Here is a 12378-nt window from a genome sequence, read left to right as displayed (position 1 = left end):
TCTAACTTACAGAGTGGGCCTTGGTTGAAGTGTTCTGAAGCTCATTATAAACTGTGAACCGATTTTGACCTGCTTCTCTTGAATTTATCAACCCCTGTTCTGCCAAAAAAATCATGTCGTGAATGTCGTTTCCGATATTCGTTGTGGCCCCAGAGCTTGCTGTAATATTAATGACGTCCTTACCAACGATATAATCATGGGATTGTACTAAAGCCAGCATATCATCGAGATAAGTTACTAGATGGGTTTCATCCATATTCAGGGTCAACAAACAGAACCTGCTGCCCGCGAAACGGCACAGCATATCGGTGTCCCTTTTTCTTTTATCCAGCAAACCTGCCATTTCCATAAGAACAATATCCCCGGCAAGTTGGCCATATTCCCGATTTATCCGATCCAGATTATCCGGAGAAATGATCATCAACGATAAAGAGACCTGATCGCGTTTTGCACTGGCATATAAGGGACGCGAATGTTCGAGAAAACTTTGCCGTGTCGCAAGTGATGTCAGCGCGTCCCGCGTTACCGCCTGTTTTGCCTGAATAGCGTTTTCGAGATTTCCGGCACATATCTCCAGACGCATATTCAAATCCATTTTGCGATAGGGTTTCATGAGGAAGTCAATACACCCATCTTTCATTGGCAATTGACCCTGTTCCATCATTTTCCGGTCAACGATATACAGAAGAGATATATCCGGTAATTCGTGCAGGCTGAGAAGCTCTGGTACCCTTTTTAAAACAGTATCATCAAGGGCAGACGCATCCAGAATCACAATGGCAGGACTCGGGTCTTTTTCAAGACTATCGCCTATGGCTTCAATCGGCATTGACCTAACACTCGTAAATAGAACATTATCTACCGCTAATTTGATTTTTTTATGCTCACCTTTTCCATCTTGAATAATTAAAATAGAAAATAATTTGTTTCTGATCTTTGGTATCGAAGTTGCCATGATAGTTTCCAATACATTTATTTGAACATTATCTAAAAACAACAATGATTTACGACTTTGGTTTTATTATTAGAATCATCTATTTTTATTAAATTATCATATCACATTAATGCTCATTTTCTAAATTTATAAAAACGACATTTATCTATCCAGACCATTCAGTTTCGGATTGTTGTTTTTTTTGACGCGGCTATACAATATCCTAAATAACTATTTTAAAAGAATTTTTTTTCATTCCCCTTTGGTTACTTCTACAAAAACTATTCTCAATCCCCAACAACCGATAAATTTACAAAACACATATGAGCACAAATAAAATACTCAGAAAGCGTCCTATCGTTAATTTTTTTTAACCACTAATTAATATCTTATATACACAGTTAGTATTAGTTCAGCACCAAAACTAAAGAACTAATTTATAATATCTGTGAGTAATAAGGGCTCCCAAGTTATGGTTGAAAAAAAATATCCGGAAGGCTCTGTTCTGCAATTCCCACCTGTACTGAATTTGACTGCGGCCGAAGAGTTAAAAGAGAAATTCACACACTCAATAGTAGCTCAGGCTGATCTGATTTGTGATGCGTCGGACGTCACCAATCTGACGACACCCTGTTTACAGGTCATCATATCAGCCGGGAAAACCATGGAACAAAATGGCGATACCTTCACCATCCTCAATCCGAGCGTGCCCTTCATTCAGGCCTTTGATGATTTGGGTCTAATGGAAATCTATCAAAAATGGAGTGACAAATAATGTCAAAAAAAATCCTTGCCGTCGATGACTCAAAAACGATGCGCGACATGGTCAGCTTTACCCTCAAGGGCGCCGGTTACGACGTGGTTGAAGCGGAAGACGGATTGCTCGCTCTGGATGCAATCGGAAACAACGCTGTCGATTTGGTTATCACAGACATCAATATGCCGAACATGGATGGGATCGGTCTCGTCAAAGCCCTCCGTCAAAACCCGGTCCATAGTTCTACCCCTATTCTCGTTCTCACGACTGAAAGCGACAGCTCTAAAAAGGATGAAGGTCGCGCAGCCGGAGCAACCGGTTGGATCGTCAAACCGTTCGAGCCAGAGAAGCTCCTGAAAGTTGTTCAAAAAGTTTGTAGTTAAACCAAAACTCGTGATCGGGCATATGGACCATGGATGATTTTGCACAATTCAAAATAACCTATTTCGCTGAATGCGCAGAACTCTTGGGAGATGTTGAAATTCAACTCTCCTCATTGAGTTCTGGATCAGACGATCCTGAAATATTGCATGCGATCTTCCGAGCGGTCCACTCAATTAAAGCTGGGGCAGGCGCATTTAAATTTACGGCTCTGGCTGAATTTTCTCATGAATATGAAGCCCTTCTCGATCGAATGCGGGATGGACGCATCGCCGTTACCAACGAAGGGATCGATCTCCTTTTTCGCGCGTCCGACATATTGTCCGCTATGATTGAAGCCGCCGAACATGAACAAGAGCTTTCTTCGGATTTTGGCAAACAAATACTCGAAGAAATTTCAAGCACTGTTCATGGCGAAGACCCTGAGAAAACCGAAAATAATTCAACCGCCTCTTCTGACGCACAAGATAGCCCTTCACCCGATGACTCGAATGCAGATCCTGAGAGTCCTTCGGATACAACCACCAAAACCTATTCAATTTCATTCGCCCCAAAGTCAGAGTTGTTCAAGCATGCTAATGAGCCTCTTCTTTTAGTTCGCGAAATGAAAGGTTTGGGTACTCTTAAAGCCATTCCAAATCTGGATAACCTACCCTTCATCGCAAAAATGGATGCTGAAGAAGCCTATATCTCATGGGAGTTTCTCCTTGAGACAAATGCATCTTTGGAAGATGTCGAAGAGGTCTTTGAGTTTGTCACCGAAGATTGCACGCTCAACATTTCCGTTCTGGAGAATGATCCAAACAAGCCTGCGCCTGCCGACAACCTAGCAGAAAACGCGCCTGACGAAACTCAATCCACCGCTACAAAAACCACAGAAAAACCCAACAGTCCACAACCGGCAAACAGCCCTCCGGCAGCGTCAAAAGTTACTTCAATACGGGTTGACCTGGACCGCATTGACCGCTTGGTGAATATGGTTGGTGAGTTGGTCATTACTCAGTCCATGTTATCCCAGCAAACCAATGAATTACCCAGCGACCAATTTCCAAATATGTCACGTGGTCTTGAGGAACTGGCCCTCCACACCCGAGAATTACAGGAAAGCGTTATGGCGATCCGGATGCAGCCAGTGAAATCTGTATTTTCCAGAATGCCCCGTCTGGTTCGGGAACTTTCCCTGAAATTAAACAAGAAAGTCAAACTGGTAACGATCGGCGAAAATACAGAGGTCGATAAAACTGTTATCGAAGAAATCAGCGACCCAATAACCCATATGATCCGAAACTCGCTCGATCATGGTCTGGAAACCGCTGAAGAACGGTTGGCAGCTGGAAAATCTGAAGAAGGATCTGTGACGCTTTCTGCCGAACATAGAGGCGGAAGAATCGTCATTACGATTTCAGATGATGGCCGCGGCATCAATCGTCAAGCGGTATTGAAACGCGCCCGGGATCGGGGTCTAATCGCCGAAAATGCGACACCACCGGATGATGAAATCGATAACATGATTTTTGCACCGGGTTTTTCCACAGCGGAAACAGTAACCGACGTGTCTGGTCGTGGTGTGGGTATGGATGTGGTTCGCCGCAATATTCAGGCGCTTGGCGGCCGTGTTTCTATTCATTCAGCGCCCGGTAAAGGCTCGCGATTTACGATGACTTTGCCGCTGACACTTGCGGTCATGGATGGCATGATTGTTGAGGTCGGACTTTCAAAATATGTCATCCCAATTCCAAACATCGTCGAAAGTTTTCGCCCCCCAAGGGACGCTTTGAAAAAACTCCCAACGGGGCAAGATCTTGTCCGTATTCGCGGAGAATATATTCCGTTATGCCCGCTGAGCAGTATTTTTAAAATTGAGAATGCAACGCAGGATCCAGCCAAAGCGCTGGTTGTTCTCGTCGAAAGCGAAGAATTTGGCACAATCGGCATTGTGGTAGATCAGCTTATTGGTCAACAGCAGGTCGTCATTAAAAGCCTTGAATCCAATTACAAGCCTGTTTCCGGAATTTCAGCGGCCACCATCCTGGGCAACGGAAAAGTCGCTCCGATCCTTGATATAGAGGCCCTCTACAGCCTCTCACAAAAAATGATCAAAAATGGCTCCTACGATCAGGAGGGTCTTATCGAAAGATCAAGTGAAACTCTTTCGCCTCTTGAGATGGATGAAACGTCAATTCTTCCGTCAGACGCCGCCCCCCTTCAAACTTCACCTATAGGATAAGCACATGGAAGCTGCACAAAACGAGCAAATGCAAGCCCAAATGATCAATCGCCCGGTCGACGGCGATATAACTGGTGAGAATAGCCAAGAAAGGGTCGGAACCCAGCAATTCGTCACCTTTGCCATCGGCAGCGAGGAATATGCAGTCGACATTATGCAGGTGCGGGAAATTCAAGCCTGGACGGAGGTCACTATTCTACCGAACCAACCCTCCTACATGCGCGGTGTGTTAAACCTGCGCGGCATTATCGTACCAATTTTTGACCTTCGATCTCGGTTCAACCAGGGCAAAACAAATGCCACGAACATTCACGTCGTGGTGATTATTGCAGTGGGAGATCGAATTATCGGAATTCTGGTTGATCGCGTCTCTGACATTCTGACAGTGGACAGCAGTGAAATCAGACCCGTTCCGGATATCGATGACCGCGAAGAAGGGGAACATATTATCGGACTCGTTACCGCAGAAGAACGCATGGTCGCCCTGCTGGACACGGCGAGCCTGTTTAAATCCGAGATCATTGAACAAACAGTCGAAACTGCTGAAGACCTGTCAGCCTAGTGGACTTTGCATAAGGATAGAAAACATGACGAATACAATAACAACTTCTGGCGGGTCAGACCTCAACGAAGCTAAACAGAAAAAATCTTTTATTCCCAACTTGACCATCAAATCAAAACTGATTGCAGGCTTTACTGTGGTCACCGCGATTTTAGCGATTGCAGTGGGTATTACGGTTCTGGATGCCGGAAAACAGCAAGACACAATCCATCTTGCGAAAGAGGTCACTGTCCCCATCGCTTTTACGGCCGCTGATGTCGAAAGAGAAATTGTTCGGACACAGGCAGACCTGCATGGATGGATGGCATCTGGCAACCCGGCTTATAAACAGGACCGGCAGGTTACGATGCAAGCCATGGACAAAAGCGTTTCGGCGCTCACAGCCCTGTCATCGAAGTGGCCCCCTGAGAAGCAGGCTGAATGGCAGCGTTTTGTGGCAACTCTAGCAGATTTCAAGGCAGCCCAGAAACGCGTTGAGGATATTGCTCACAGTGCCGATCAGCGTCCGGATGTAACGGAATTCAACACGACGATGCGACCGCTCATTGACCAAATGGCAGCAATGCTGGCGACGTTGGCCAAAAACCTGAACCCTGAAAATACGCTTCAGGAAAATCGCACAATGCTCGTTGATATTGTCAATGTCGAAGCCACACTTCTAAAAAGTGGTAGCCTGCTGAACTCTTATCTGTTGAGCGGAAGCCCTGTTGCTTTGAGCGCTTTTAATAAAGCGGCTGAAACCCTCGCTGTTCAGCTTCAACGTCTGGAGGGAAATCGCGATCTGGTCAACCGGGGACAGGCTCGTCTTCTCGATCAGAACATTGATTTCATGAATAAATTCAACAGTTTTTCATCTCAAATTATTGCAATCCGTCAGTCAACTAAATGGGACCTTGCCGCCTATTATCTCGAAACAGATGCGACCCCAAAAGCAGAGTCTCTCCTGACCATTCTAAGGGGGCATAAACAGGCTGATGGAACTCATACAGCAGGTTTAGTGTCCGGTGAACGGGCAATCCTGGAAACCAACATGACCACGGTAACCAATCAATCCGACTCTTTGGTAACCCTTCTTTGGTCGCTACTAGCCATCGGTATTGTCTGCTCTACCGCCATCGCATTCTTTACGTCTCGTGCCATTGTAGGTCCTTTAAAACAGCTTGTAGAAGGTGTTGGTAATATTGCTCAAGGTAAAAGAGCTGTCCTCCCCGACCCTCAGAAGAAGGACGAGATTGCAGATGTCAGTCGGTCACTTGAAATGATTGTCGCGCAGTCGGAAGAAAATCTTAGAACAAAAACCGCACTCGACAGTTGCCGGACCAATGTAATGGTGGCTGATACCGACTACAACATCGTCTATGTCAACCAAACCATGATTGATATGCTTCACAGCAATGAAAGCGATCTTCGTCGGGATCTACCAAAATTTAATGCCGCAGGTATTATCGGAACGAATATCGATACCTTCCATAAAAATCCGGCTCATCAACGCCAGATGCTGGACGGACTTCGCACGACAATGGAAGCCTCTCTTCAGGTTGGTGGACTAGATTTTGATCTGGTCGTATCCCCTATTATCGACGACGCCGGTCACCGTATTGGTACTGTTGTTGAGTGGGCGGATGTTACTGAAAAACTTGCAAGAGAACGCGACGAACGGCGCGTTGCGAATGAAAATTCGCGTATCAAATCTGCGCTGAACAATTGCACGACCAATATGATGGTCGCCGATGCGGATTATAATATCGTTTATATCAACACAACTATGGACGAGATGCTTACCCGTAACGACGCAGACATGAAAAAAGATCTGCCTCAATTCGATGCCCGAAAAATTGTCGGTGCAAATATTGATATTTTCCACAAAAACCCAGCCCACCAACGGGGTATGCTCGATCGGTTATCAAGTGCCTTTAAAACGCAGATTGAAATAGGAGGCCGGCATTATAATCTGATCGCCAGTCCGGTTGTTAATGACGATGGTGAACGCATCGGAACCGTTGTTGAATGGGCCGATATTACGGCTGAACGGAGCATCGAAGTTGAGATCGACAATGTTGTCACGGCCGCTGTCAGTGGCGATTTCTCAACCAAACTCGAGCTTGAGGGTAAAGAAGGCTTTATGCTCAAATTATCCGAAGCCATCAATTCTCTGTCAAACACAGTATCTGACGCTATGGAAGATGTGGGACAGTCGCTCTCTGCGCTTTCTGACGGCAATCTGACCCGGCGCATTGAAAAAGAATATGCTGGATTGTTTGATGCCCTGAAAACCAATGCCAATAATACGGCGGATCAACTTTCAGAGATCGTCAGCGATATTACGGCCGCATCCTCTGAGGTGGCAAGCGCTGCACAGGAGATTAACACCGGCACAATGGACCTGTCCCAAAGAACGGAACAGCAAGCCTCCAACCTTGAAGAAACAGCCGCAGCCATGGAAGAAATGGCCTCTACTGTTAAACAGAATGCTGAAAACGCCCAACAGGCAAACCAGCTTTCGATTTCGGCCCGTGATGTTGCGACAAAAGGTGGGGAAGTTGTCGGCGAAGTGGTCGATGCCATGTCCCGCATTGAAGACTCGTCACAAAAAATCTCTGACATCATTGGTGTTATTGATGAAATCGCCTTCCAGACAAACTTGCTGGCGTTAAACGCTGCGGTTGAAGCCGCCCGTGCCGGAGACGCTGGTAAAGGCTTTGCTGTGGTTGCTGCTGAAGTCGGTACCCTTGCCCAACGCTCGTCCCAAGCCGCGAAAGATATCAAAGGCTTAATCAATGACAGTGGATCACAAGTAAAAGATGGTGTCCAACTTGTCGGAAATGCAGGTGAATCCCTGACGGAAATCGTCGATTCAATTCGCCGCCTAAGCGACATTGTCTCTGAAATTGCGGCAGCCAGCAATGAGCAGTCAACAAGCATTGAAGAGATTAATCGCTCTGTTTCTCAAATGGACGAGATGACACAGCAAAACTCTGCATTGGTTGAACAAAATGCCGCAGCGTCCCGCACCTTGCAGGAGCAGTCCGAAGGGATGCGCGACAGGGTTTCTTTCTTCCAGCTTGAAAAAGCGCAAGGCGGGCGTCCAACGCGGAAAAAAGTCCAGGCACGAGCCGACGCCCCGGCCCCGGCTTATCAGTCCGCACCAACGTCTTCTTCTATGCCGATCGCGAAATCCGCTAGTGCAAACGGCTCATCAGCCGCCGAGGACTGGAGCGAGTTTTAAGTTCAACTTTAATCCCCTCCTGCAACGTTTGCAGGAGGGACTTCAGGGAAGAAAAGAATGAGCCCAAACGGCCAGACAACATCCAGTGAGAGTGAGTTTGCTTTTTCTGATACCGAGTTCAAACGACTGACCGGTATTGTAAGGGAACTCACGGGTATTGTACTGGGTGATCATAAGAAAGAAATGGTTTATGGCCGATTAGCGCGCCGTCTAAGAAAATTGGGCATGCAATCATTTGCGCAATATTGCGCCCTTCTGGATAGCCAAAATGCAAGTCAGGAAACAGGTTTTCTGGTCAACGCCATCACCACAAACCTGACCAAATTTTATCGTGAAAGCCACCATTTTGATTTTCTAACGGACCATATCGGTCGCATTCAATCAGACACCGCCAGGCGGTCCGGAGACAAAAAAGTGTTTTTCTGGTCTGCTGGTTGTTCGTCTGGCGAAGAGCCCTATTCTATTGCCTCAACTGTTATGAGCCGGTTTCCATCCTTGGCTCAGTGGGATGTTAAGATCCTGGCGACAGATCTTGATACAAATATGCTGGACACCGGAAAAGCGGGTCAATATCCCGCGAGTGCAATCAAAGATATTCCGTCAGAATACCGTCGTGTATTCAACGACAACACGACGAAAAAAGGCGACAAAATATACATTCGGGACCGCACAAAAGCATTGGTTCATTTCAAGCAACTCAACCTGTTGCACCCGTGGCCGATGAAACAAAAATATGACGCCATATTTTGTCGAAACGTTCTCATCTATTTTGACGCAGAAACAAAACACATGTTGGTCAAGCGATATACCGATCTGTTACGGCCGGGCGGTATGTTGTTTCTCGGTCATTCTGAATCCCTGCAATCCAAGATCAAAGGGTTGACCCTTATCGGTCGAACCGCCTACCAGAAGGAGGAGTAAGAACATGCCCTCCCCCTTAACGCAGGCTGATCGTAGACAGCCCGAAAAAATCCTAACCGCGATGCAATGCGGTCGGCGAAGCTACTACGATCCAAAGCATGACAAGAACGTTGTTCGGGTTTTGCCGGGAGACCACTATGTCAGTAGAGATCAGAATGAAATGATTGTTACCATTCTGGGGTCGTGCGTTGCGGCCTGCATCCGGGACCCGGAGACCGGCATTGGCGGAATGAACCATTTTATGTTGCCAGAAAGCAGTACCGGTAACTGGGGAGCAGTAAGCGCCACAATGCGCTATGGCAACTTCGCCATGGAAACATTGATCAACGCCATACTCAAAACCGGTTGCCCGAAAGAGAGGCTGGAGATCAAACTATTTGGCGGTGGCAACGTCACTCCGGGGATTGTAAAGGTGGGCGACAATAACGGCCAGTTCGCCCTTAATTATTTGAAATTTGAAGGCTTGGCGCCATTGGCTCATGACCTTGGTGGTCCTCACGCCCGGCGCATCCACTATTTCCCGGAAACCGGAAAGGTAGACCGCCTGCTTCTCAAACGTTCAGATGACGCCGTCTATCTTAAAGAAGAAAATGAATATCGTGTACGTCTGCCTGGTGCCATCGATGCTGGTGGTGAAGTTGATCTGTTTTAGGAATATCCAATGAGCACCAAAAAAATTACAGTTCTGATCGTTGATGACTCGGCATTAATCCGTCAGATGCTTACGAAAATGCTCGAGTCTGATCCGAATATCGCTGTTTTAGGGACAGCCCCTGATCCGATTACAGCCCGCGAGATGATCAAGCGATTGAACCCTGACGTTCTAACCCTCGATATTGAAATGCCGAAAATGGATGGACTGGCCTTTCTGGAAAAAATAATCAGCTTACGTCCAATGCCCGTTGTCATGATTTCCTCCCTCACTCAGGAAGGCGCGGACGTGGCTTTGCAAGCGCTTGAATTAGGCGCAGTTGATTATGTTGCGAAGCCCACCTGTGACCTTCAACATGGGCTGGAGAAAAAGACAGCGGAAATCATCTCAAAAGTGAAAACAGCCTCTCGGGCCCGGGTCTTCCCTAAAACAAAATCGCCTGTCGCCAAAGCTCCGCTTTCCTATAGCCGTTATAAATCAACGGAACAAATCATCCTGATGGGTGCCTCCACAGGAGGTGTTGAAGCCCTCAAGGAAATTATCACAGTCCTTCCGCCCAACAGCCCTGCAATGATGGTGACCCAACATATGCCAGCGACCTTTACGACCTCATTTGCACAGCGACTCAATCAGATTTCAAAAGTAACTGTTTGCGAAGCGAGTGCCGGGCAACGTGTTCTGCCTGGTCATGTTTATATTGCGCCCGGCGGCAAACATATGGAGCTGGCACGATCAGGGGCGAACTATATTTGCCGATTGCATGATGGCCCATTGGTTAGCGGGCACAAACCTTCTGTGGATATTCTGTTTAATTCCGGAGCCAAAACGGCTGGCGCCAACGCCGTCGGTGTCATCCTAACAGGAATGGGACGAGATGGTGCGTCTGGCCTTTTGAACTTAAGAAAGTCAGGTGCTCACACCATTGGGCAGGATGAAGCCTCGAGTATTGTGTATGGCATGCCGAAAGTCGCGTTTGAATGCGGTGCCGTCGAAAAACAGTATCCCCTTAGCAAAATTGCCTCTGAAATTTTTAACTGCCTTGAAGGCTTCGACACAAAGGCAATCCGAATATGATCACCATCATCTTGTCTGTGCTTTGCACAAAAGGAGAAAATAATGGCGGCGTACATGCATAGCCAGGACAAACTTATGAATGCTCACAGCGTGAATACGGAACCGGAGGAAATCGCAATCACGGCCGATTTCACTGAGGCAATGACGGCAGCAGATGAAACACAGATGCTCATGAACGATCCTGATGAAAATAGTCAGCCCACACAAGAGCCATCCTATGAGCCTGCCGCGCTTTTGAAGAAATGGGCGTCTCTTTCTCAAGGGCAGCGAAAGATCCTGTATTTTATGATGGACGAAATGACTGGCATTTCGGACCTTGTCGAAACAAATATTTCAAAAATTTCCTCAACCTTTCGCGACCTCGCGCTCCATACCAGCGAACAGGGCCGCAAGGTAAGTGATCTCGCGGGCGCGGCTAAACATGTTGAATATCAGGGTAAGCAGATTGACTTGTCGGAAGTGGTGGCAAATATCGATAGACACCTTTCCGAAATGGTCAACAAAATCGTCGAGACATCGAAACATGGGGTAAAGGTTGTTTACGCGCTGGATGATGTCGCAGAGGATGTCGTCCGGGTTGAAAAGTTGATTGATGGCATTGAAGGCATTAACAAACAGACAAATCTGTTGGCCCTGAATGCCCGTATTGAAGCTGCCCGTGCAGGCGACGCAGGAAAAGGGTTTGCGGTTGTTGCCCATGAAGTTCAGGATTTGGCGAAATCCGTTAACACCCTCGCGGCGACCATGCGCCAGGAAGTTTCCAAAGTCGCGACGGGGGTTCGAGATGGGCATACCCAAATTAAAGAAGTTACCAATATTGATCTATCAGAAAACATATTGGTCAAGGACACCATCAAGGACCTGATGGATTGCATTGTCCTGCAAAACAATAATTATACCGATGCCCTGAAATCGTCTGAAGAAATATCAAAGGATATATCACAGGATATAGCAGGCGTTATCACGCAGCTCCAGTTCCAGGATCGTGCGACCCAGCATCTGGAAAATCTGTGCTCCATTGCTCAAATTTCAATGCAAGCACTGAAATCCTACGAAGAACTAACGGCACAGCATACAGGTCCGCTTGAAACAGACTTGAGCGAACAGGACTGGATCAACGAGATCGTGGCAGCCGTTAAACTGGCTGAAATGAGGGATCGGTTCCATGTCGCGGTTCACGGAACGCAAACACCTGAAAGCACCGAAGAGGGCCACACTGATGGGCTGTTTGACCAATCCGGCAATGACCAAAACTCAAGCAACGGCGGTCATGGCGATGATGACGATGATGATGACAACATCGAACTCTTTTAACTTTGGGATACGTTTATGAAAGAACAGATTAAGAAATCTGACGGCATATTAGAAATAATCATTTCTGAAAAACTAACATTTGAAGATCACAACAAATTTCGTGAACTTCTAAAGATGGTGAACAAAGATCAGCAAAGTCAGTGTCAGATAAATCTGAAACATCTTGAAAGTATCGATAGCGCAGGCCTCGGGATGCTGATGATCGCCTTTGAAACTGCCGAAAAAGAAGGGGTGGGATTTGAAATCCGTTCCCCTACCGGTCAGGTTAAGCGATTACTGGAGATTTCCCAATTTGACCGAGTAATGACCATTACGCACGACTAAACAGGT

General features: G+C 46.9%; 11 protein-coding genes. 10 read left to right on the top strand and 1 reads right to left on the bottom strand.

Annotated features, from left to right (window positions below; translation table 11 throughout):
- Position 1 precedes the first annotated feature (1 nt).
- Positions 2 to 829, bottom strand: a complete 828-nt coding sequence (locus tag ACJAYR_RS07210; RefSeq protein ID WP_415235966.1) for a GGDEF domain-containing protein — start codon at positions 827 to 829, stop codon at positions 2 to 4.
- Between the two features lie 577 nt (positions 830 to 1406).
- Between ACJAYR_RS07210 and ACJAYR_RS07205 the strand changes: the two genes are divergently transcribed.
- The 10 genes from ACJAYR_RS07205 (at position 1407) to ACJAYR_RS07160 (ending at position 12372) form a co-directional block, all read left to right on the top strand.
- Positions 1407 to 1709, top strand: a complete 303-nt coding sequence (locus ACJAYR_RS07205) for an STAS domain-containing protein (protein ID WP_415235965.1) — start codon at positions 1407 to 1409, stop codon at positions 1707 to 1709.
- Complete coding sequence (locus ACJAYR_RS07200) at positions 1709 to 2074, top strand: response regulator (RefSeq protein WP_169545377.1); 366 nt, start codon at positions 1709 to 1711, stop codon at positions 2072 to 2074. The genes ACJAYR_RS07205 and ACJAYR_RS07200 overlap by 1 nt, the downstream gene beginning before the upstream one ends.
- A gap of 29 nt (positions 2075 to 2103) precedes the next feature.
- Positions 2104 to 4299, top strand: a complete 2196-nt coding sequence (locus ACJAYR_RS07195) for a chemotaxis protein CheA (protein WP_415235964.1) — start codon at positions 2104 to 2106, stop codon at positions 4297 to 4299.
- 4 nt (positions 4300 to 4303) lie between these two features.
- Positions 4304 to 4861: a chemotaxis protein CheW gene (locus tag ACJAYR_RS07190; RefSeq protein ID WP_415235963.1), complete on the top strand. Its 558-nt coding sequence runs from the start codon at positions 4304 to 4306 to the stop codon at positions 4859 to 4861.
- A 25-nt stretch (positions 4862 to 4886) separates the two neighbouring features.
- On the top strand, positions 4887 to 8087 hold the full coding sequence (locus ACJAYR_RS07185; protein WP_415235962.1) for a methyl-accepting chemotaxis protein: 3201 nt from the start codon (positions 4887 to 4889) through the stop codon (positions 8085 to 8087).
- Between the two features lie 57 nt (positions 8088 to 8144).
- Positions 8145 to 9008 (top strand): CheR family methyltransferase, encoded by an 864-nt coding sequence (locus tag ACJAYR_RS07180; protein ID WP_415235961.1) that lies wholly within the window; start codon positions 8145 to 8147, stop codon positions 9006 to 9008.
- Between the two features lie 4 nt (positions 9009 to 9012).
- Entirely contained in the window at positions 9013 to 9660 is a 648-nt protein-coding gene (locus ACJAYR_RS07175; RefSeq protein ID WP_415235960.1) for a chemoreceptor glutamine deamidase CheD, read from the top strand.
- A 9-nt stretch (positions 9661 to 9669) separates the two neighbouring features.
- Positions 9670 to 10734, top strand: a complete 1065-nt coding sequence (locus tag ACJAYR_RS07170) for a protein-glutamate methylesterase/protein-glutamine glutaminase (protein WP_415235959.1) — start codon at positions 9670 to 9672, stop codon at positions 10732 to 10734.
- Positions 10735 to 10809: 75 nt separating this feature from the next.
- Positions 10810 to 12048, top strand: a complete 1239-nt coding sequence (locus ACJAYR_RS07165; RefSeq protein ID WP_415235958.1) for a methyl-accepting chemotaxis protein — start codon at positions 10810 to 10812, stop codon at positions 12046 to 12048.
- Positions 12049 to 12063: 15 nt separating this feature from the next.
- Complete coding sequence (locus ACJAYR_RS07160; RefSeq protein WP_415235957.1) at positions 12064 to 12372, top strand: STAS domain-containing protein; 309 nt, start codon at positions 12064 to 12066, stop codon at positions 12370 to 12372.
- Positions 12373 to 12378: the final 6 nt, after the last annotated feature.

The organism is Sneathiella sp. (assembly GCF_047631475.1).
Classification (GTDB): Bacteria; Pseudomonadota; Alphaproteobacteria; order Sneathiellales; family Sneathiellaceae; genus Sneathiella.
Note: the sequence above shows the minus strand (reverse complement) of the source record. Positions and strands in the feature narration are given on the sequence as shown.